Origin of the sequence: Micromonospora sediminicola, assembly GCF_900089585.1 — a bacterium.
GTDB classification, from domain to species: domain Bacteria; phylum Actinomycetota; class Actinomycetes; order Mycobacteriales; family Micromonosporaceae; genus Micromonospora; species Micromonospora sediminicola.
The window spans coordinates 138,670-158,207 of sequence record NZ_FLRH01000003.1 but is presented as its reverse complement, the minus strand read 5'-3'; the positions used below and the strand labels follow the sequence as shown (position 1 = coordinate 158,207).

The 19,538-nt window shown below is 74.4% G+C and carries 25 protein-coding genes and 3 tRNA genes; 6 read left to right on the top strand and 22 right to left on the bottom strand.

The window, feature by feature from the left end; genetic code table 11:
- Window positions 1-3 precede the first annotated feature (3 nt).
- On the bottom strand, window positions 4-360 hold the full coding sequence (locus GA0070622_RS01195; RefSeq protein WP_091565662.1) for a winged helix-turn-helix domain-containing protein: 357 nt from the start codon (window positions 358-360) through the stop codon (window positions 4-6).
- Entirely contained in the window at window positions 357-1,112 is a 756-nt protein-coding gene (locus tag GA0070622_RS01190) for a hypothetical protein (RefSeq protein ID WP_091565659.1), read from the bottom strand. Before GA0070622_RS01190 ends, GA0070622_RS01195 begins: the two co-directional genes overlap by 4 nt.
- Window positions 1,113-1,210: 98 nt before the next feature.
- Between GA0070622_RS01190 and GA0070622_RS01185 the strand changes: the two genes are divergently transcribed.
- Window positions 1,211-1,417 (top strand): hypothetical protein, encoded by a 207-nt coding sequence (locus GA0070622_RS01185; RefSeq protein ID WP_091565655.1) that lies wholly within the window; start codon window positions 1,211-1,213, stop codon window positions 1,415-1,417.
- A gap of 6 nt (window positions 1,418-1,423) precedes the next feature.
- Here GA0070622_RS01185 and GA0070622_RS01180 read toward each other — a convergent pair whose 3' ends face one another.
- Genes GA0070622_RS01180 through GA0070622_RS01170 form a run of 3 tightly spaced genes read right to left on the bottom strand, consistent with a single transcriptional unit; the run spans window position 1,424 to window position 2,921 of the window.
- Window positions 1,424-1,825 (bottom strand): arsenate reductase ArsC, encoded by a 402-nt coding sequence (locus GA0070622_RS01180; protein WP_091565652.1) that lies wholly within the window; start codon window positions 1,823-1,825, stop codon window positions 1,424-1,426.
- The gene (locus GA0070622_RS01175; protein ID WP_091565649.1) at window positions 1,822-2,559 is read right to left on the bottom strand and encodes an aquaporin; all 738 of its coding nucleotides are present in this window, start codon (window positions 2,557-2,559) and stop codon (window positions 1,822-1,824) included. Before GA0070622_RS01175 ends, GA0070622_RS01180 begins: the two co-directional genes overlap by 4 nt.
- A complete protein-coding gene (locus tag GA0070622_RS01170; protein ID WP_091565644.1) occupies window positions 2,556-2,921 on the bottom strand; it encodes an ArsR/SmtB family transcription factor in 366 nt (121 codons plus the stop codon). Before GA0070622_RS01170 ends, GA0070622_RS01175 begins: the two co-directional genes overlap by 4 nt.
- 76 nt (window positions 2,922-2,997) lie before the next feature.
- Here GA0070622_RS01170 and GA0070622_RS01165 point away from each other — a divergent pair, with 76 nt between their 5' ends.
- The gene (locus GA0070622_RS01165) at window positions 2,998-3,405 is read left to right on the top strand and encodes an ArsI/CadI family heavy metal resistance metalloenzyme (RefSeq protein ID WP_091565640.1); all 408 of its coding nucleotides are present in this window, start codon (window positions 2,998-3,000) and stop codon (window positions 3,403-3,405) included.
- A gap of 83 nt (window positions 3,406-3,488) precedes the next feature.
- On the opposite strand, the gene GA0070622_RS01160 is transcribed toward GA0070622_RS01165, so the two are convergent.
- The 8 genes from GA0070622_RS01160 to GA0070622_RS01125 form a co-directional block, all read right to left on the bottom strand.
- Window positions 3,489-3,562, bottom strand: a tRNA-Phe gene (locus GA0070622_RS01160).
- Window positions 3,563-3,637: 75 nt separating this feature from the next.
- A tRNA-Asp gene (locus tag GA0070622_RS01155) sits at window positions 3,638-3,711 on the bottom strand.
- Between the two features lie 33 nt (window positions 3,712-3,744).
- Window positions 3,745-3,817 (bottom strand) — tRNA-Glu (locus GA0070622_RS01150).
- A 155-nt stretch (window positions 3,818-3,972) separates the two neighbouring features.
- On the bottom strand, window positions 3,973-4,770 hold the full coding sequence (locus GA0070622_RS01145) for a polysaccharide deacetylase family protein (RefSeq protein ID WP_091565635.1): 798 nt from the start codon (window positions 4,768-4,770) through the stop codon (window positions 3,973-3,975).
- Window positions 4,771-4,846: 76 nt separating this feature from the next.
- Window positions 4,847-5,794: a MerR family transcriptional regulator gene (locus tag GA0070622_RS01140; RefSeq protein ID WP_091565632.1), complete on the bottom strand. Its 948-nt coding sequence runs from the start codon at window positions 5,792-5,794 to the stop codon at window positions 4,847-4,849.
- Window positions 5,784-6,377 (bottom strand): isopentenyl-diphosphate Delta-isomerase, encoded by a 594-nt coding sequence (gene idi / locus GA0070622_RS01135; RefSeq protein ID WP_091576711.1) that lies wholly within the window; start codon window positions 6,375-6,377, stop codon window positions 5,784-5,786. Before idi ends, GA0070622_RS01140 begins: the two co-directional genes overlap by 11 nt.
- A complete protein-coding gene (gene crtI / locus GA0070622_RS01130) occupies window positions 6,374-7,852 on the bottom strand; it encodes a phytoene desaturase family protein (RefSeq protein ID WP_091565629.1) in 1,479 nt (492 codons plus the stop codon). Before crtI ends, idi begins: the two co-directional genes overlap by 4 nt.
- 35 nt (window positions 7,853-7,887) lie before the next feature.
- The gene (locus GA0070622_RS01125) at window positions 7,888-9,042 is read right to left on the bottom strand and encodes a polyprenyl synthetase family protein (protein WP_091565625.1); all 1,155 of its coding nucleotides are present in this window, start codon (window positions 9,040-9,042) and stop codon (window positions 7,888-7,890) included.
- A 65-nt stretch (window positions 9,043-9,107) separates the two neighbouring features.
- On the opposite strand from GA0070622_RS01125, the gene GA0070622_RS01120 reads away from it, so the two are divergent.
- Together GA0070622_RS01120 and GA0070622_RS01115 are read left to right on the top strand one after the other, a co-directional pair.
- A complete protein-coding gene (locus GA0070622_RS01120) occupies window positions 9,108-10,034 on the top strand; it encodes a phytoene/squalene synthase family protein (protein ID WP_091565620.1) in 927 nt (308 codons plus the stop codon).
- Complete coding sequence (locus tag GA0070622_RS01115) at window positions 10,031-11,353, top strand: cryptochrome/photolyase family protein (RefSeq protein WP_091565616.1); 1,323 nt, start codon at window positions 10,031-10,033, stop codon at window positions 11,351-11,353. Before GA0070622_RS01120 ends, GA0070622_RS01115 begins: the two co-directional genes overlap by 4 nt.
- 41 nt (window positions 11,354-11,394) lie before the next feature.
- Here GA0070622_RS01115 and GA0070622_RS01110 read toward each other — a convergent pair whose 3' ends face one another.
- Complete coding sequence (locus GA0070622_RS01110) at window positions 11,395-12,495, bottom strand: serine hydrolase domain-containing protein (protein ID WP_091576708.1); 1,101 nt, start codon at window positions 12,493-12,495, stop codon at window positions 11,395-11,397.
- Between the two features lie 92 nt (window positions 12,496-12,587).
- Here GA0070622_RS01110 and GA0070622_RS01105 point away from each other — a divergent pair, with 92 nt between their 5' ends.
- Window positions 12,588-14,072, top strand: coding sequence for a dihydrolipoyl dehydrogenase family protein (locus tag GA0070622_RS01105; protein WP_091565613.1), 1,485 nt, complete (start codon window positions 12,588-12,590; stop codon window positions 14,070-14,072).
- Window positions 14,073-14,076: 4 nt separating this feature from the next.
- Here the strand turns inward: GA0070622_RS01105 and GA0070622_RS01100 are convergent, their stop codons facing one another.
- A complete protein-coding gene (locus GA0070622_RS01100; RefSeq protein ID WP_091565609.1) occupies window positions 14,077-14,841 on the bottom strand; it encodes a crotonase/enoyl-CoA hydratase family protein in 765 nt (254 codons plus the stop codon).
- An 85-nt stretch (window positions 14,842-14,926) separates the two neighbouring features.
- Complete coding sequence (locus GA0070622_RS32330) at window positions 14,927-15,097, bottom strand: hypothetical protein (RefSeq protein WP_176558748.1); 171 nt, start codon at window positions 15,095-15,097, stop codon at window positions 14,927-14,929.
- 85 nt (window positions 15,098-15,182) lie between these two features.
- On the opposite strand from GA0070622_RS32330, the gene GA0070622_RS01095 reads away from it, so the two are divergent.
- The gene (locus GA0070622_RS01095) at window positions 15,183-16,034 is read left to right on the top strand and encodes a Rieske (2Fe-2S) protein (RefSeq protein WP_091565606.1); all 852 of its coding nucleotides are present in this window, start codon (window positions 15,183-15,185) and stop codon (window positions 16,032-16,034) included.
- A 6-nt stretch (window positions 16,035-16,040) separates the two neighbouring features.
- Here GA0070622_RS01095 and GA0070622_RS01090 read toward each other — a convergent pair whose 3' ends face one another.
- The 6 genes from GA0070622_RS01090 to GA0070622_RS01065 are packed head-to-tail and all read right to left on the bottom strand — an operon-like array spanning window position 16,041 to window position 19,537.
- Window positions 16,041-17,057 (bottom strand): LysM peptidoglycan-binding domain-containing protein, encoded by a 1,017-nt coding sequence (locus tag GA0070622_RS01090; RefSeq protein WP_091565601.1) that lies wholly within the window; start codon window positions 17,055-17,057, stop codon window positions 16,041-16,043.
- Between the two features lie 14 nt (window positions 17,058-17,071).
- A complete protein-coding gene (locus GA0070622_RS01085) occupies window positions 17,072-17,506 on the bottom strand; it encodes a pilus assembly protein TadG-related protein (RefSeq protein ID WP_091565594.1) in 435 nt (144 codons plus the stop codon).
- Window positions 17,503-17,973: a TadE/TadG family type IV pilus assembly protein gene (locus GA0070622_RS01080; protein ID WP_425412751.1), complete on the bottom strand. Its 471-nt coding sequence runs from the start codon at window positions 17,971-17,973 to the stop codon at window positions 17,503-17,505. Before GA0070622_RS01080 ends, GA0070622_RS01085 begins: the two co-directional genes overlap by 4 nt.
- Window positions 17,970-18,458: a TadE family protein gene (locus tag GA0070622_RS01075; protein WP_091576705.1), complete on the bottom strand. Its 489-nt coding sequence runs from the start codon at window positions 18,456-18,458 to the stop codon at window positions 17,970-17,972. Before GA0070622_RS01075 ends, GA0070622_RS01080 begins: the two co-directional genes overlap by 4 nt.
- Window positions 18,458-18,667: a hypothetical protein gene (locus GA0070622_RS01070; RefSeq protein ID WP_091565586.1), complete on the bottom strand. Its 210-nt coding sequence runs from the start codon at window positions 18,665-18,667 to the stop codon at window positions 18,458-18,460. The genes GA0070622_RS01075 and GA0070622_RS01070 overlap by 1 nt, the downstream gene beginning before the upstream one ends.
- A 24-nt stretch (window positions 18,668-18,691) precedes the next feature.
- Complete coding sequence (locus GA0070622_RS01065; RefSeq protein ID WP_091576702.1) at window positions 18,692-19,537, bottom strand: type II secretion system F family protein; 846 nt, start codon at window positions 19,535-19,537, stop codon at window positions 18,692-18,694.
- Window position 19,538 lies beyond the last annotated feature (1 nt).

The window sequence follows — 19,538 nt, the reverse complement described above, 5'->3', positions numbered from 1 at the left end:
ATCTCAGGCGGGGTCCGCGCCGGGGTCGAGGGCCGTGTGGCGGGTGAGCAGCGCCCGCAGGGCGTTGATCTCGGCGAGCAGGGCCCGCCGGCCCTCCCGGGTGATCCGGATCCAGGTTCTCGGACGACGACCGTGGTAACCCTTCTCCACCTGGATCAGGCCCGCGTCCTCCAGCACGGTGAGGTGCCTCGACAGGTTGCCCGCGGTGAGTTCGAGGGCCTCCCGGAGATAGACGACCTCCACCCGCTCACTCTCCGCGGCGATGGTCAGGATGCCGAGCCGGTGCCGTTGGTGGACGGTGTCGTCGAGGCCGTTCGTCGGGTACGCCGGCGCGCTGCGGGGGCCGTCCTCGGTGCTCACGCGTACCCATTGTGCTGCTGCTTGGCGGCGGCGAGCGCGACACCCCCGCCGATCAGCAGGACCGGCACGGGAAGCAGGGCCGCCAGCATGAAGCTGAACCGGTGGAGGTCGCCCGGTTGCAGGTCGGCGACCTGGAACCAGGCGTTCACCGCGACGAGCACGGCGGTGTAGAGACCGACCACGAGCCACAGGCGTCGGCTGCGTTCCAGGTGGGCGAGGACCGCCAGGCCGAGGGCGATCACGAGGTGCGGCAGCATGCCGCGGTTGGCGGCGCCGAGCAGCGGGCCGGTCAGCCACCGGGTGCCGTCCGACACCGGCGCCGCGGTGTTGAACAGCAGGAACTCCAGCACGACGGGGAGGACGAGGCCGACGAGCGTGCCGGCGATGCCGGCGACGACGTACGCCCGGGTCGGGGTCTGCACGCCGGAGCGCCGGCCGTGCCGCCGGTACCAGGCGAGGCTGAGCAGGTAGCCGCCGACGAGCGCGGCCAGCCAGTACCAGCCGAGCGCGGCCGACCGTTCCAGGAAGTCGCCGCCGAGGCCGGTGAGCGGCGGGTTGTCCTGGACGGCGCGCAGGGCGGCGGGTTCCGTCGACTCGACGTACAGCGGCGCGGCCGCGACGGTCAGCACGCCGAACAGCACCAGCGGGAACCAGTACGCCTGGCGGGCCGCCCGCGCTCTGCGGCGCAGGGTGGTCACCGAGTCGAGCAGTTCCTCCGGGCTCTCCTCGCGAGGTGACGGTGCGGACGACATGGTTCCTCCCGGGGCATCGAGCTACTGTGACCCAAATAGGTTTGCATTACAAACTTTGAGGCGCAAGAGGATTGACAGGTCTTCCTACGCTCGACGTCATGAGAGCGCTGGTCGGCTTGCTGGTGGTCATGGCGGTGCTGATGATCGGGGCGGTCGTCCTGGTGGCCCGGCGGGACCGGGCGCGGCTGTCCGGGCCGGAGGACTCGACCGCCGCGCGCGACGCCCGATCCGAGCAGGAACGGCACGCGGCCGAGCGGCACGGCGTCCAGGGCGAGGTGTGGCGTCGCGGCCAGACGCCGCAGTGAGTCGCGTCAGTCGCGTCGGAGGTCGGCGACCAGCGCCGCGACCTTCGCCCTGATCTCGTCGCGCACCTGCCGCACCACGTCGAGGGGTTGCCCGGCGGGGTCGGTGAGCTTCCAGTCCTCGTACCGTTTCCCCGGGAAGACCGGGCAGGCGTCCCCGCAGCCCATGGTCACGATGATGTCGCTGGCCTGCGCCGCGTCCCAGGTGAGCCGGGCGGGGGTCTGGCCGGTGATGTCGATGCCGACCTCGCGCATGGCCTCGACCGCCACCGGGTTGATCCGGTCGGCGGGCTCGCTGCCGGCGGAGCGCACCTCCACGGCGTCGCCGGCGAGGTGGCGGAGCCAGCCGGCGGCCATCTGGGAGCGGCCGGCGTTGTGGACGCAGACGAACAGCACGCTGGGCGTGGTCATCGGGCTTCGTTCTCCCTGGTGAGGTGGGGCAGGACCACGGCGTCGGCCGTGTCGGCGGCGTGCGGGTACCAGACGGCGAGGGCGGCGACGGCGACCACGCCGCCGACGAGTTGGGCGGCGACGAAACCGGGCACCGAGGCCGGGGCGATGCCGGCGAACGTGTCGGTGAGGGCTCGTCCGACGGTGACCGCGGGATTGGCGAACGAGGTGGACGAGGTGAACCAGTAGGCCGCGCCGATCCAGGCGCCCACGGCCGCCGGCGCGGCGGCGGTCCGGCCGGAGCGGGCGAGCGCGAAGACCAGGACGACCAGGCCGGCGGTGGCGACCACCTCGGCGAGCCAGAGGTGCCCTTCGGCGCGTCCGGTGCGGGACCAGGTCACGGCCGGCAGGCCGAACATGAGGTGGGCCAGGACCGTTCCGGCAGCCGCGCCGCCGGTCTGGGCGGCCGCGTAGGCGGCGAGGTCCCGCCCGGTGAGGCCGGTGCCGGCGCGGCGGCCGAGCCACCAGTCGACCGCCGACACGACCGGGTTGAAGTGGGCGCCGGACACCGGCCCGAACATGAGGATCAACGCACCCAGGGCGAGCGCGGTGGCGACGGCGTTCTCCAGGAGTTGCAGGCCGACGTCGTCGGGTGAGAGACGGGTGGCCGCGATCCCGGAGCCGACGACGGCGGCGACCAGCAGCGCGGTGCCGGCGAACTCCGCGGACGCCCGCCGGGCCAGGGCGAGGCTCACGCGCCGCCGTCCCCGGTGGAGATCTCCAGCAGCGCGCCGAGTTGCCGGAACGCGTCGGGTCGTACCCGGTACCAGACCCAGGTGCCGCGCCGCTCCGAGTCGACCAGGCCGGCCTCCCGCAGCACCTTGAGGTGGTGCGAGATGGTCGGCCCGGACAGGTCGAACGCCGGGGTCAGGTCGCACACGCACATCTCCGGCACCGAGGCGATCATCGACATCAACCGCAGCCGGACCGGGTCGCCGAGCGCCTTGAACATCGGCGCCACCACCGCCGCCTGGTCCGCCTCCATCGGGCGCACGGCGATGGGCGGGCAGCAGGCGACCGCGTTCAGGTCGACGACCGGCAGCGACTGTTTCGACATTCCTCTAGGTTGACAGATTTCAAAACAGTAGGCAAGGTGGGTGCTGCTTCGAAAAACATCTAGACAAGGAGGCGTCATGTCCCGTGTCCAGCTCGCCCTGCGCGTGGCCGACCTCGAAGGCTCCGTGGCCTTCTACAGCAAGCTGTTCGGCGTCGAGCCGGCCAAGCGCCGCCCCGGCTACGCCAACTTCGCCGTCGAGAACCCCCCGCTGAAGCTCGTCCTGCTCGAAGGGGAGGCCGGCCGGCCCACCGTGATGGACCACCTCGGGGTCGAGGTGGCCAGCACCGACGAGGTCGCCGCCGCCACCGGCCGCCTCACCGACGCCGGGCTGGTCACGCTGGAGGAGAACGACACCGAGTGCTGCTACGCGCTCCAGGACAAGGTCTGGGTGCGCGGCCCGGGCGACGAGCCGTGGGAGGTCTACACCGTCAAGGCCGACTCCCCGCAGCTGGCCAAGGCGGCCGAGAGCACCTGCTGCGCCTGAGCGGCGGGGTCGCCGGGCATACAGCAAGATCCCCACCGGCGTTTCCGCTGGTGGGGATCTCTGTAGCCCGGCGAAAGGCTATGTGGCCAGGGGCGGGGTCGAACCGCCGACCTTCCGATTTTCAGTCGGACGCTCGTACCAACTGAGCTACCTGGCCGTGGTGCTCGGCACATGCTACCGCATGGGCCGATACGCAGAACGCCGCGCATGAGGTGCGCGGCGTCAGCGCTTGCGGTCCTGACGGGACTTGAACCCGCGACCTCCGCCTTGACAGGGCGGCGAGCACTCCAACTGCTCCACAGGACCTGGCTGGTGTTGCATCCGGCGCGAGCCGGACCGTGCCCCCAACGGGATTCGAACCCGTGCTACCGCCTTGAAAGGGCGGCGTCCTGGGCCGCTAGACGATGAGGGCGGCCCCGCCATCATTGCACACTCGCAACTTCAAGCGGACTTGCTCCCATCCGGCCCCGCCGGAGGCATGAGAAGCATATGCCATGCCTCCTCGGACGACCAAACCGGTATGGCCGCCGGCACACCGGCGGACAAGAGCGCAGGTCAGGCGTGGTTTCACCGGAGCCGGACGATCCCGTACCGCCGCTTGAGGTCCGGAATCAGGTGCCGGCAGGCCGCCATCGTCTGGGTCCGGTCGCCGCCCGCGTCGTGCATCAGCACGACCGAGCCGTGGTGGGTCGCCGACTCCACCCGCTTGATGATCGTCTTCGCCGGCGGGTGGTCCCAGTCCTGCGGGTCGACGCTCCAGTGCAGCGGACGCAGCCCGAGCTGCCGGACGACGGTGAGCTCCTCGGCGGTCCAGCGGCCGCCGGGCTGTCGGAACCAGGTGATCGGCGCGCCGGGGGCGGCGGCGTGGATGGCCCGGTTGGTCCGCTCCAGGTCGGCCCGGATCTCCGCCACCGGACGCCGGCCGAGGTCGACGTCGTGGTGCCAGCTGTGGTTGCAGAGCTGGTGACCCTCGCGGACGATCTGTGCGACCAGCTGCGGGTAGCGCCTGGCCTGCCGGCCCACCACGCAGAACGTCGCGGTGACGCGGGCCGCCCGGAGCTGGGCCAGGATCTGCGGCGTGTAGCGGGGGTCCGGACCGTCGTCGAAGGTCAACGCCACCCCGGGGCTCCCACTGGCCCGGTGCAGGCCCGGCGGCAGCTTCTTCGGCACCGGCCGCAGCTTCGGCTTCGGCGGTGGGGTGGTGCGGGTCGGCCGCGGCTTCGGGCTCGGGGTCGGGCTCGGCTCCGCCGTGGCTGAGGCCGACGGCTGGGCGGTGACCTTCTCCGGGGTGTTGCCCGGATCGCCGCAGCCGGTGACGAGGAGCACCAGGCCGAGGGCGAACGCCAACAGGGTGCGGGGACGCATCTGTCGCTCCCGGAGGGGGTCGGGGTCAGACGGACTTTCCGACCGTAGTGGACGCCGCCCCGGAGCGGAAAGGCCCTCAGCCCGCCGCCGACTGGTCCAGCGAGTCCCGTACCGCCACGGCCAGCGAGAGCGCCTCGGCCAGATCCACCGGTCGGACCACCCCGGCCGGCAGCGAGTCGGCCCGCCACCCCGGCCCGGCGGCGAGCACCAGCAGGGGCCGGCGCGGGACCGCCAGCAGCGCGGAGAGCTGGTGCGGGCCGGCCGTGGCACGGGTGTGCGACCAGAGCACCACGGCCGCCGGCCCGGTCCGGTTGACCGCCTCGACCAGGGCGGCCACCGGCACCCGGGCGCCGAGCATGCGGTAACTCACACCGGCCTCCGCCAGCGCGGCGGCCAGCGCCTCCAGTGGCAGCGAGTGCTGCTCCTCGTCCGCGCAGGAGAGCAGGATCCGGGGCGGTCCGACGGTCGGGTGCGCCCGGGCCACCGAGGCGAGCGCCTCGGAGACGCACCGGGACATCAGGTGCTCCACCTCGATCAGCCCGGCCGTGGCCGCGTGCCGCTCCCCGATTCCGGCGAGCACCGGGCGCAGCAGGCCCTCCCAGGTCGCCACCACCCCGTCGGTGGCGAGCGAGTCGCCGATGGTGCGGCCGATGGTGACCGAGTCCAGGCGCATGGCGGCCCGGGCCAGGCCGCGGGCGACCGGCCCGGCCCGGCCGACCGGGATGGTGGTGCCGCCGCCGTCGCGGACCGTGGAGGTACGGGCCTTCAGGCCGAGCCGGTCCGGTGGGAGCACGGCCGGCGCCTGGCGGGCCCAGCGGGCCGCCTCGGCCGGCGCGACGCCCTCCCCGGTGAGCCGTCGCATGATCTCCAGGCGGGCGAGGTCGGCCGGCGTGTAGCGCCGGTGGTGGCCGGGCACGTGTTCGCTCGGGCCGAGGCCGTAGCGCTGGTGCCAGGTGCGCAGGGTGGTGACCGCCACGCCCAGCCGGCGCGCGACCGCCCCCGCGCTCAGTGCCTCATCGGCCACCCGACCGCTCCGGTGCCTCGTCGGCCGGCGCGCCGGACCGGGCCACGCCGACCGGGTGCAGGAGCCGGTTCACCACGCCGCCCAACCAGGGGGCGTACGCCCGCGGGTCGGTGTCGAGGTCGGCCAGCACCGCCACCGGGTCCACCCAGCGCAGGTCGGCCACCTCGTCCGGGTCGGGCCGGGTCGGCAGGTCGGCGGGCACCTCGGCGCGCAGCACGTGGTCGTACTCGAACTCGACCCGGCCGGTGGCCGGATCCTCGGCGTAGTAGAGGTAGACGCCCACCTCGGTGAGGTCCACCGCGCCGAGGCCGAGTTCCTCGGCGAGCCGGCGGTTGGCGGCGTCGGTCAACGACTGGCCGGGCAACGGGTGCCCGCAGCAGGAGTTGGCCCAGCGGAGCGGGAACCGGGTCTTGACCGCGGCCCGCTGCTGGAGCAGCACCCGGCCGTCCGGGTCGACCAGCAGCACCGAGAAGGCCCGGTGCAGCCGGCCGGGCGGCTGGTGGGCGGCGGCCACGGTGGTCTCGCCGAGCACCCGGCCGTCGTCGTCCACCAGCTCGACCAGGTGCTCCTCCCGGCCCATCAGGAGTCCCCGGTGATGCGCGCGGCGGCCAGCTTGCCGCTGATCAGCACCATCGGCACGCCCACCCCGGGCTGGGTGCCGGAGCCGACGAAGACCACGTTGCCCAACGTCTTGTGCAGGTTCGACGGGCGGAACGGGCCGGTCTGGAAGAGGCTGTGCGCGGCGGCGAACGGGGTGCCGGCGGCCATGCCCTGCGCCGCCCAGTCGGCCGGGGTGACCGCGCGCAGCACCTCGATGCCGTCGCCGAAACCGACGTAGCCGCGTTCCTCCAGCGTCGCCACGAGCTGCTGCGCGTAGCGGTCGGTGAGGTCGCCGGACCAGTCGAACGGCGCCCGGTCGAGGTTGGGCACCGGGGCCAGCACGTAGTAGGTGTGCCTGCCGGCCGGCGCCACCGACGGGTCGGTGCGGCTCGGGTTCGTCACCAGCAGCGACGGGTCGGTCATCAGCTCGCCTCGCCGGATCACCTCGTCGAACGTGCCCTTCCAGGCGCGTCCGAAGTGGATGTTGTGGTGGGCGATCTTGCCATAGCCCTGCGTCGAACCGACGTGCAGCACCACGCACGACGGCGAGTAGGTGAGCCTGCGCTGCCGGCTCTCGGGCAGCAGCTCCTGGTAGGCGACCGGCAGGTCGGGGTTGAGCACCACCACGTCGGCGGGCACGAACTCGCCGTCGGAGGTGACCACCCCGGTGGCGCGGCCGTGTGCCGTCTCCACCCGGCTCACCGTGGTGCCGTACCGGATCTGCACGCCGTGCTTCTCCGCCGCGCCGGCCATGCCCCGGGAGACCGCGTGGATGCCGCCGCGCGGGAAGCTCACCCCGGCCACCGAGTCGAGGTACGCGATGACCGTGTAGATGGCCAGCGCGTCGTGTGGCGACAGTCCGACGTACATCGCCTGGAAGGAGAAGATCCGCTGGGTACGCGGGTCGCGGAAGAACTGGTTGATCTTCGTCTGGAGTCGCCGGAACGCGCCGTTGGCGAACAGCTTCAGCAGGTTCCCGGTGAGCAGGTCGGTCGGCGCGTCGAGGTTGCGCTCGATGAAGTCGGCGCGTTCCCACTTCCACAGGTTGCGGGCGTAGTCGACGAAGCGCAGGTAGCCGTCCGCCTCCCGGGGGCCGCAGACCTTGGCGATCTCGGCGGCCATCCGGGTGGTGTCGGTGATGACGTCCAGCGTCGACCCGTCCGGGTAGTAGGCGCGGTAGGCCGGGTCGAGCGGGGTCAGGTCGAGCCAGTCGGTCAGCTCCTCGCCCACCGCGCCCAGCGCCTCGGCGATCAGGTCGGGCATGGTGAGGACGGTCGGGCCGGTGTCGAACTCGTACCCGTCGACGCTGAGCCGGCCGGCGCGCCCGCCCGGCACCGGCTCGCGTTCCAGCACGGTCACCTGCCGGCCGCTGCCGGCCAAGTGCAGCGCGCACGCCAGCCCACCCAGCCCGGCCCCGACCACGACCACCCGGTCGGTCCGTCCGTTCACGGTGCGCATTCCGGCTCCCTTGCTCGTGCTCACGAAGGTGCTCATCAGGACCGCCGCGCGGTGGCGGCGGTGGCGAGGCCGGTCAGCGCGGTGCGCGCCGTCTCGTCGATCGGTGCGGTGTCGAGCGCGGCCAACGCCTCGGCGACCCGCTCGGAGATCATCCGTTCCACCCGGGTGGCGGCCCCGGTGTCCCGGACCAGGTCGGCCAGCCGGGCCACCTCGCGGTCGCCGGTGACCGTGCCGGCCCGGTCCAGGGCCCGGCGCTGGGTCGGGTCGGCGAGCTGCCGGGCCAGCATCAGCAGCGCGGTCGGCTTGCCGGTACGCAGGTCGTCCCCGGCCGGCTTGCCGGTGGTCTCCGGGTCGCCGTAGACGCCGAGCAGGTCGTCGCGGAGCTGGAACGCCTCGCCGACGGCCAGCCCGTAGCGGGTGTACGCGGCGATCAGCGGACCGTCCGCGTCGGCGCCGGCCAGGCAGGCGCCGAAGAGCAGCGGACGCTGGACGGTGTAGCTGGCGGTCTTGTAGCGGGCCACCCGCAGCGCCCGGTCGACCGACCAGTTGGCCGCGTCGTGCTCGCCCAGTATGTCGAGGAACTGCCCGGCGACCGTCTCCACCCGCATCTGGTCGTAGCAGCGGCGCACGTCGAGCAGCCGGTCCGCCGGCACGGCGGCGTGCGCCATCAACCGGTCGGCCCAGACCATGCAGAGGTCCCCGATGAGCACGGCGACCGCCTCGCCGTAGCGGTCGGGGTCGCCGGCGTGCCCGGCGGCCCGGTGCCGCGCGGCGGCGGCCCGGTGCGCGGTGGGCAGGCCGCGCCGGGTGTCGGAGGCGTCCATCACGTCGTCGTGCACCAGCGCGAACGTGTGCAGCAGCTCCAGCGCGGACAGGGCGGGCAGCACGTCCTGCACCGCCGCCTCGCCGCCGATCACCCCGCGCCAGCCCCAGTACGCGAACGTCGGGCGGACCCGCTTGCCGCCGGCCAGCACGGCGTCGCGTGCCGTCGCGGCGAAGCCACCCATCGCTGCGTCGATCTCGGTGAGTGAGTCGACCTCGGTGGCCAGGAACGCCGCCAGGGTGTCGTCAACTCCCTTGACCAGGTCTTTCGTGAACGCGGCCAGTACGCCGCGGACCGGATCGTCCGTCGCTTCCGGCTGTGCCGGCGCGACGCGGAGCGCATTACCCGCAACTGCGTCGTTGGCCATGTGGGGGAGCGTACCCTAGGGTTACGAGTTGCGTCGATTGCTGCGTCGAAAACCGAGGAGGGCCGGTGGACACCGATCTCACCGCTGCCTATGACCGTTGCCGCGAGCTGCACCGGCGTCACGGCCGTACCTACTATCTCGCCACCCGGCTGCTCCCCGCTTGGAAACGACGGCATGTGCACGCGTTGTACGGATTCACCCGCTACGCGGACGAGATCGTCGACCGCACCGAGGACCTGCCGCCGGCCGAGCGGGCCGCCCGGCTGCGCGAGTGGTCGGACCGGTTCGTCGCCGGCCTGCACGGTGCGTCGGTCGACGACCCGCTGCTGCCGGCGGTGCTGCACACCATCGCCGTGTTCGACCTGGACCGCGACGACTTCGCGTCGTTTCTGCGCAGCATGGCGATGGACCTGACGGTCATGTCGTACCCGACCTATGACGACCTGCTCGACTACATGGAGGGCTCGGCCGCCGTCATCGGCACCATGATGCTGCCGATCCTGGGCAGCTCCGACCCGGCCGCCGCCCGCGAGCCCGCCCGCCAGCTCGGCTTCGCGTTCCAGCTCACCAACTTCATCCGGGACGTCGCCGAGGACCTCGACCGGGGTCGGACCTACCTGCCCGACGAGGACCTGGCCAAGTTCGACGTCACCCGCGACGACCTGCTCGCCGCCAAGGCCGCCGGACGCACCACGCCCCGGATCCGCGAACTGATCGAGTACGAGGTGACCCGCGCCCAGGCGCACTACCTCGCCGCCGCGCCGGGCATCCCGCTGCTCAACCCCGCGTCGCAGGCGTGCATGCGCACGGCGTACGCGCTCTACGGCGGGATCCTCGACGAGGTGGCCGGGCAGGGCTTCGACGTCTTCGTCCGGCGGGCCCTGGTGCCGCAGCGCCGGCGGATGTCGGTGGCCGCCCGGGCGCTGCTCACCCCGACCGGCACGCCGGTGCGGGTGCCCGGCCCGGCGCTCCAGCCGGCCCTGGCCGGATGACCGAGCGCACGGCGGTCGTGCTGTTCACCCGCGACCTGCGGGTGCACGACCACCCGGCGCTGGCCGCGGCCGTCTCGGCGTTCGACCGGGTGGTGCCGCTCTACGTGCTCGACCCGGCGCTGCAGAAGCTCTCCCCGAACCGGACCCGGTTCCTCCACCAGAGCCTCGCCGACCTGCGCGAGGCGCTCCGCAGGCGCGGCGGCGACCTGGTGGTCCGGCGCGGCGACCCGGTGGCCGAGACCGTGAAGCTGGCCCGCAAGGTGGGTGCCGAGGGGATCGGGCTCTCCGCCGACGTCAGCCGCCACGCCCACCGCCGGGAACGCCGCCTGCGCGCCGAGTGCGACCGACACCGGATGTTCCTGCGCCTCTTCCCCGGCCTGACAATTGTCGAGCCGGGCGCGCTGCGGCCCGCCGGGGGCGACCACTACCGGGTGTTCAGCCCCTACTTCCGGGCCTGGCAGGGTGTGCGGCTCCGGGAGGAGCTGGCCGCGCCGAAGCGGATCCGGCTGCCCGAGGGCGTCGACCCGGGCCGGCTGCCCGACCCGCCGAAGGGCGACAGCCCGGACGCCGCCGAGGGCGGGGAGAGCGTCGCCCGGCGCCGCCTCACGACGTGGCTGCCCACCCTCGACCGGTACGACGACATCCACGACGACATGGCCGGTGACGACACCTCCCGGCTCAGCCCGTACCTCCGGTGGGGTTGCGTCTCGCCGCTGGCGGTGGCGAACCGGGCCGGCGACCGCGACGGCCCGTTCGTCCGGCAGCTCTGCTGGCGCGACTTCTACCACCAGGTGGTCGCCGGCTTCCCCGACCTGTCCACCACCGCCTACCGGCGGGGCGCCCGGGAGGACTGGCGCGACGACCCGCACGCGCTGGAGGCCTGGACCGAGGGGCGGACCGGCATGCCGATCGTCGACGCCGGCGTGCGGCAGCTGCGCGCCGAGGGCTGGATGCACAACCGGGCCCGGCTCATCACCGCCGGCTACCTGACCAAGCACCTCGGGCTGGACTGGCGGCCCGGGCTGGAGGTCTTCTTCCGCTGGCTGCTCGACGGCGACCGGGTCAACAACTCGGGCAACTGGCAGTGGGTGGCCGGCACCGGCAACGACACCCGGCCGTACCGCGGCTTCAACCCGGTGCGGCAGGCCGAGCGCTACGACCCGGACGGCGCGTACGTGCGGCGCTGGGTCCCCGAGCTGGAGTCGGTGCCGGGCAAGGCCGTGCACCAGCCGTGGCGGCTGCCCGACGAGACGCGTCGGGCGCTCGACTATCCGCCGCCGCTGGAGGTGCCCGGCGCCGACCCGGTCTGGTTGCGCTGACCGGGGCGTAGCGGGCGGGCGGCACCGCCGGTGACGACAGGTCAGAGGCAGGGGTGCAACGCCTCGACCAGCTCGTCCACCCGGTCGTGGTCGGCCAGCCGCGCCGTCACGTAGGCGAAGGTGTAACCCCGATCCGGGTCCGCCCAGGCGCTGCTGCCGCCGATCCCACCCATGCCCCAGCTGCCGTCCGGCTCCCACTGCATGCCCAGCGTCCAGTGCGCCGTCCGGTCCAGCACCAGGTCCGGGCCGGCGTACTGCACCCGGGTCGCCTCGGCGACCAGGTCGGGGCCGAACAGGCGTACCCCGTCGAGGGTGCCGCCGGCCAGCAGCCCGGCGTAGAGCCGGGCCAGCGCGGACGCGGTGGCGTGCAGGTTCACCGCCGGGATCTCGGCGGCCCGCCAGCGGTCGCCGTTCACCACGGCGACGTCCCGCCCGCCCGGCGGGTTGTCCAGCGCCCGGGCGCGCAGCGAGCCCGGCTCGCCACGCACCAGGTCCGGCCAGCCGGGGTCGCCGTAGGACAGGTCGGCGCAGCGCCGCCGGTCCGCCGGTCCCAGGCCGAAAGCCAGGTCCAGCCGCCACGGACCGGCGATCTCCTCGGCCAGGAAACGGCCCACCGACCGCCCGTCGACCCGGCGGACCACCTCGCCCACCAGGTGCCCGTACGTCCAGGCGTGCTCGCCCGCGACGGCGCCCGGCGTCCACTCGGGTTCGGCGGCGGCCAGGTCGGCGCAGAGCAGGTCCCAGTCGGTGATCGCGGCGGCGGGCCGGGGCAGCGGGAAGGCGGGCAGCCCGGCGGTGTGGGCGAGCACCTGCCGTACGGTCGCCGGGGCGCGGAACCCCGGCCAGTACGCGGCCACCGGCGCGTCCAGATCCACCCGCCCCCGGTCGACCAGCAGCAGCAGGCAGAGCGCCACCACCGGCTTGCCCACCGAGTAGACGTCGACGAGCGTGTCCGGCCGCCACGGCCGGTCCGCGCCGGCGGCCGGCACCACCACGCCCGGCGGGACCGCCGCCGAGGTGCCGCCCACCAGTTCGATCACCGGTACGCCGTCGTGCCACACGGTCAGCGCGGCGCCGGTCTCCCGGCCGGCGGCGAAGAGGTCGTGGAAGCAGTCCCGGACCGGGGCGAAGCGCGTGTGCATCCGGCGACTGTAGGACGTCGGGTTCGTCACCGGCACGGGAAATCCGGCCGGGTCCGGTGGCCGGCGACCCGACGGTGCGGAATGCTGGCGGAATGGCGGAGCCGGAACTGGTGGACGTGGTCGTGGTCGGGCTCGGGGTCGGCGGCGAGGAGGTGGCCGGGCGGCTCGCCGAGGCCGGCCTCACCGTGGTCGGCGTCGAACGGGACCTGGTCGGCGGCGAGTGCCCCTACTGGGGGTGCGTGCCGAGCAAGATGATGATCCGGGCGGCCAACGCGCTGGCCGAGGCGCACCGGGTGAACGAGCTGGCCGGATCCGCCCAGGTGCGACCCGACTGGGCGCCGGTGGCGAAGCGGATCCGCGAGGAGGCCACCGACACCTGGGACGACACGGCGGCGGTGGACCGGTTCACCGGCAAGGGCGGCCGGTTCCTCCGGGGCAGCGGCCGGCTCGACGGCCCGAACCGGGTCCGCGTCGGCGACCAGGTGTTCCAGGCGCGGTACGGCGTGGTCCTCGGCACCGGCACCCGCCCCTCGGTCCCGCCGATCGACGGGCTCGCCGACACCCCCTACTGGACCAACCACCAGGCCATCGAGGTGGAGGAGCTGCCCGCGTCGCTGCTGGTGCTCGGTGGCGGCGCGATCGGGCTGGAACTGGCCCAGGTGTTCGCCCGGTTCGGCGTCCGGGTCACGGTCGTCGAGGCGGCCGACCGGGTGCTCGCCGTCGAGGAGCCGGAGGCGTCCGCGCTCGCCGCCGAGGCGCTGCGCGCCGACGGGGTGGAGATCCACACCGGGGTCAAGGCGGGCCGGGTCAGCCACGACGGCAGCGCGTTCACCGTGCACGCCGACGACGCCACGTTCACCGGCGAGAAGCTGCTCGTGGTGACCGGCCGCAAGGCCCACCTGGAGGAGCTGGGGCTGGACACGGTCGGCGTCGACGCCGGGCAGCGCTACCTGCCGGTCGACGACCGGATGCACGTCACCGAGGGAATCTGGGCGGTCGGCGACCTCACCGGCGAGGGCGCGTTCACCCACATCGCCATGTACCAGGCCGGCATCGTGGTGGCGGACGTGCTCGACCACATGCGGCGCGCCAAGGGCGGCCCGGACGCCAGCGGCACCGCCAGCGTGGTCGGCGGCGCGGCCGGGGTGGTCAGCGCGGTCGGCGGCGCGATGAGCGCGGGCGGCTCGACGGTCGCGCCGGGCAGCGTCCCGGTCGCCGACTACCGGGCGCTGCCCCGGGTCACCTTCACCGACCCGGAGGTGGGCGCGGTCGGCCTCACCGAGCAGCAGGCCCGCGAGCGCGGCGTGAACGTTCAGGTCGGGTACACCGACCTGACCTCGTCGGCCCGCGGCTGGATCCACAAGACCGGCAACGCCGGCTTCATCAAACTGGTCGCCGACGCCGACCAGGGCGTGCTGGTGGGCGCCACCTCGGCCGGCCCGACCGGCGGCGAGGTGCTCTCCGCGCTGGTGGTGGCCGTGCACGCGGCGGTGCCGATCAGCCAGCTCCGGCACATGATCTACGCGTACCCGACGTTCCACCGGGCCGTCGAGGACGCGCTGCGCAACCTGAAGTGACGCCTCAGCCGGCCGGCGCGCCGTGCCGGCCGGCCCCGGCGGCGAACCGGCCCGCGCCGTGGACCCCGTCCACCGCCAGCGACTCCATGCCGTAGGCCAGCTCGGTGGCGAGCGCCTCCGGCTCGGGCCGGCCGGCGCCGGCGAGCAACGCCGCCCGGTCGTTGCGCAGGCAGGTCTGCGGATGCCGGGCGATCCCGGCCGCCAGCCGCTCGGCCTCCGCCCGGGCCGCACCGGGCGCGACCAGACGGTTCACCAACCCCATCGCGTACGCCTCGTCGGCGGGCACCGGGCGGCCGGTGAGGATCAGGTCCATCGCGCGGCTCTCCCCGATCAGCCGGGGCAGCCGCACCGTCCCGCCGTCGATCAGCGGTACGCCCCACCGCCGGCAGAACACGCCCAGCGTCGCGTCCGACTCGGCGACCCGCAGGTCGCACCAGAGCGCCAGCTCCAGGCCGCCGGCCACCGCGTACCCGGAGATCGCGGCGATCACCGGCTTGGACAGCCGCATCCGGGTCGGGCCCATCGGCCCGTCGCCCTCGGGCTCGACCCGGTTGCCGCGCGGGGTGCCGATCGCCTTGAGGTCGGCGCCGGAGCAGAACGTGCCGCCCGCGCCCCAGAGCACGGCCACCGACGCGTCCGGATCGGCGTCGAAGGCGCGGAACGCGTCGGCCAGGGCCCGGGCGGTCGGTCCGTCCACGGCGTTACGGGCCTCCGGCCGGTCCAGGATCACCGTGGTCACGCCGTCGGCGTGCTCGACGCGTACACCCATGGGGTCAGCATGCCCCCGACGTCGCCCGGGGGCCAGCGCACACAAGCCGCGTTCGGAGATCCGGTCGGGGCATCTCACCCAACCTTCACGAACGGTAGTTGCGCTTGTCGAGCAACTCGTCGAAGTCACCGGCCCGCCCGCGTTCAGCCAGTTCGGCCAGAGCTCGGGCGCGGCGCGGGCGAGCGGTGCCATCCCGCAGGTCCAGGCGGACCAGGGGAAGGCGGGCGAGCCAGCGGGGGATGCGACGGCGTGCCATGCCTCCGACGGTACGCCCCGGCCCACCTGCGAGGGATTTCCCGGCCGTCCGGTTTGGTCGCTCTCCGGCCGGGAAGTCGGAACAGGTGCGCGAACTGATGACGAAGCTCGAACAGGCCTCCGGACTCGACCGGGTGGGTGACCGCCTGCAACGCGCCGTCCAGGGGACGCTGCGCTCGCAACGGGTCCGGGACGCGCTGCACGGCGTCTGGCTGGGGCACCCGCTGCACCCGGCGATGGTGCAGGTTCCGGTCGGCGCGTGGATCTCCGCCGCCGTGGTGGACCTGCTGCCCGGCCAGCGCCGGGCCGCCACCGCCCTGGTCGGGCTCGGCACGGTCAGCGCGCTGCCCGCCGCCGTGGCCGGGTGGAACGACTGGGCGAGTCTGTCCCGCGACCAGCGCCGGGTCGGGCTGGTGCACGCGGGGGCGAACATCCTCGGCCTGACCCTCTACGCCGGCTCGCTCGCGGCCCGGCTGAACGGGCGGCACGGCCTCGGCCGGGCGCTGGCCTACCTGGGCCTGTCCGCGGCGAGCGGCGGGGCGTACCTGGGCGGGCACCTGGCCTACAAGCAGGGCGCCCAGGTCAGCCAGAGCGTCTCGGAGATGCACCTGATCAGCGACGGCTGGCACGCCGTGGGCGACCTGGGCAGCCTGCCGCAGCGGGAGCTGGTAACCCGGGAGATCGACGACGTCTCGGTGATCCTCTACCGGCACGGCGACGACGTCACCGTGATGCTCGAGCGCTGCCCGCACCAGAGCGGCCCGCTCGGGGAGGGCGAGGTGCGGCAGATCGACGGCCACGCCTGCGTGGTCTGCCCGTGGCACGGCAGCGCGTTCCGGCTCAACGGCGGCGAGGTGGTGCACGGCCCGGCCGCCAACGACCAGGTCGTGCTGCCCACCCGCGTGGTCTCCGGCCGGGTCGAGGCCCGGCTGCCCTGACCCGGGTCAGTCTCGGCGGTGCCGACCGCTGCCCAGCGCACGGGCCGGGACCGGCCGCCGGCGCAGGCCGAGGACCGCGCCGATCTGCGCGCCCACGATGCTCGCCACCGCCAGCACCGCCGAGATGGCCAGCGGGCGGTTGATGCCCTCCTCGGCCGTCGCCCGGGACGCGCCCGCCGACATGGCCGGCGGCTGCCCGTCCGGGGCCGCCACGGTCGGCGTCGTGTCCCGGGCCGTGGTGTGCGGCGCGGGCTTCGGCTTCGGCTTCGACGCCGTCGACGACGCGCCACCCCCACCCGGCTTCGCGGGCGCCGGCTGGGCCGACGTCACCACCAGGCGTCCGGCGGCGTGCCGCTGGGCGCCGGAGTCCACCGCGCCCTCGGGCAACCGGATGAGCTGGCCGGGGCGGATCCGGTCCGGGTCGGCGAGCCGGTTCAGCCGGGCCAGCTCCCGATAGCGGTCGAAGTCGTCCAGATAGCGGTCGGCCACCTCGCCCAGGTAGTCGCCCTTCGCCACCCGGTACACCGCCGGGTCGGTGGTCACCGAGGCGGTCCGCGCCGGTGCCGCGGTCTGCGTCACGGTGGCGGCCGGGGCGGCGGCCACGGCCTGCGGTGCGGACAGCGCGGCGGCGCTCGCCGCGGCCGGGCTCGCGGCCAGGATCAGCGCCACCGAACCGACCAGCGCGGCGGCGGCCCGCTGCTGGCGGTGCATGCCGGGCAGCTTCGGCGCGGGCCGGCGCAGCGCCGACGCGGACAGCTCCACCAGGACGGAGAACGCGAACGTGGCCCAGCCGAACCAACCCACCACGGCCAGCGCCCGCAGGAAGAGCTGCCCGTCGTCGCGGCTGGTCAACGCGGTACCCACCTCGGCCAGGGTGGGCAGATGGTCGGGGAGCGGGTTGCCGGCGAAGGCCAGCAGCGCGACCGGCCCGCCGGCCAGCACCCCGACGAGCACGACGAGGGCGCCGAGGCCGGTGAGGACCTGGCCGGTGCGGTGGACGGCGGAGCGTCGGGGTGCACCCATGGTGGCCTTCCTTCCTACGGTGGTGGCGCGGTGAGCGCCCGAGCGGTGGCCTCACCGGTGACGGTGGCGGTCTGCGGCGCGCCGAAGAGACCGAGCAGGTCCCGGCGGTAGGTGATCCGCACGCGTACCCGGATCTGGGTCTCGGCGCCGACCACGGGGAAGTCGACCTCGTGACCGCCCACCCCGCCGGCGGCGGCGAGGTAGTCGGCGACGGCCCCGCGGGCGGCGACCTGGTCGATCCGGGTCGGGCCGCCCTCGATGGCGCCCGCGCGGTCGATCATCTGGCCGCCGCTGCGGGCCGCCTCGGCGGCCAGGTTGTCCGCCCGTTGCAGGGTGCGCAGCTGCCCGGCGCCGTCGTAGGCGAGACCGATGACGGCGAGCACGCCGGTCATCGCCACGGCCAGGAAGAGACTCACCCGGCCGCTCTCCGCCCCGCGTCGCCCGGTCATCCGCGACTCCGGTAGGTGTCCAGCGGCGAGGTGAAGCTCGCCGCCACGGTCTTGCCGCCCGGCACCCCGGGCAGCCCGGGCGCGCTCAGGTCGTCGAAGGACACGGTGCAGGTCACCGTCACCGTGACGGTCGCCGGCACACCGGGCGCGCTGCGGTACGCGGCGGCGAAGCTGGTCGGCTTCCCGGCCACCGAACCGGCCAGTTCGAGCCGGGGCGGCGCGGTGCAGCGCAGACCGGACCAGTCGAGCTGGGTGCGGGCCGCGTTCTCGGCGGCCTCCTCGCCGTCGTCGGCGGTGCGGGCCAGCGAGGCGGCCCGGGCGGCGTCGTGCGCGGCGGACTCCACCGCCTCGTCGGCGACGGCCGTCCGCCCGGCGGCCCCGGCGAGCACCATCAGCCCGATGAAGGCGGGGGCGAGCACCGCCACCTCGATCGAGACGGATCCCCGGTCCCGTGGCACCGGCCTCACCCCACGGTCCAGCGTTCGGCGGGGCCGTGCGCGGTCTGTGTGACCTCGAACGAGACCCCCGGGATGACCGACAGGGAGCGGCCCCGCACCGTGCAGGTGACGCCGTCGCCGATCTCCGCGCAGGTCGGCCCGGTCCTCTCCCAGCCGACCAGCCAGTCCCCGGAGCGGCGGAGGAAGTTCGTGGCCCGGTCCCGGCCGGCGTCCGGGGCGGCGTCGAACGTGCGCTGGGCATTGACCCCGGTCTGCGCCGCGTTGAGCGCGGTGGACCGGGCGACGAACCAGACGGCGACCTGGATCGAGCCGAAGAGCAGCACCAGGATCACCGGCATCATCACCGCCAGCTCGACCGGGTTGGCGCCCCGCTCACGCCCGCCCGCGTCGAGGCGGGCGCGCAGGGCGGCGGCGATCCGCCCCGGACCGCGCGGGCCGGCGGGCCGGCCGGCGGGTGCCGGCCGGCTCCGGACCGTACGGGCGGGGCGGGACATCACGGTGCCTTCGGCGCCGTGTTGTTCGGGATGGCGTTCATCCAGTTGTTCGCCTTGGCCAGGGCGAGCCCGGTGACCGCCATGGCCACCGCGACCAGCCCGAAGATGATCACGGCGGTCGGCACCGGGCTGTCGCCGCGCTCGGAGTCCCGGCGCAGCTCGGCGAGGCGGGTGCTCACCGTCGCGTAGAGATAGGCGTAGAGGTGCATGGTGTTCTCCTTCTCGGGGTGGGATCACAGACGGGCGATGAACGGGTAGACGGCGAAGCCGAGCAGGACGAAGACCAGCAGCGAGCCGGGGATGTCCAACTTGCTGGTCACCCCCTCGGCCCGGGTCAGGTTGTCGGTGCGGATCTGGTCGCGCAGCGAGTCGGCGCGGGACCGCAACGTCTCGTGCACCTGGGCGCCCTCGCTGCCGGAGGAGCGCATGATCGCGCCCACGTCGCCCAGCTCCGGGATGCCGATCCGGTCGGCCAGCTCCTGCAACTCGTCCCAGGGCGAGTGCATCTGGAGCTGGGCGAGCCGCAGCGCCTCCCGGATCCGGTCGAACACCCAGCCGTCGCAGACCGCCGCCGCGCGTTCCAGCGACTGCACCGGGCCGTGCGCGGCGGAGAGCTGCAACGCCACCAGGTCGAGGTAGGTGCAGACCGCCTGGCGGAACTCGTCCCGGGCCGCGTCGGCCCGGGCCAGCACCGAGCGGTGCGCGAGCAGGCCGGCGACCAGCGCCAGGCCCAGGCTGGCCAGCACCGGTACGGCCACCGGGAGCGCCACCCCGCCCAGGAAGAGCACGGCCGAGGCGACCGCCGGGGTGGCGAAGCCGACCAGCGCGGAGAGCAGCACGGACAGGGCGTACTGCTCGGGGGTCCGGTCGAGCAGCGCGAGCTGGCGGTGCGGCGGGCGCAGCCAGCGGGCGAAGCCGCCCAACCAGTCCGGCCCGGCGCCGGCCGCCGGGGCCTGGCCGGGCGGCTGGTGCAGCCGACGCAGGGCCGGGCCGAGCGCCGGGGTGGCCGGCAACGCCTCGCGGACGACCAGGAACAGCCCGAGCCCGACCGCACACCCGCCGAGCACGGCGATCGCCATC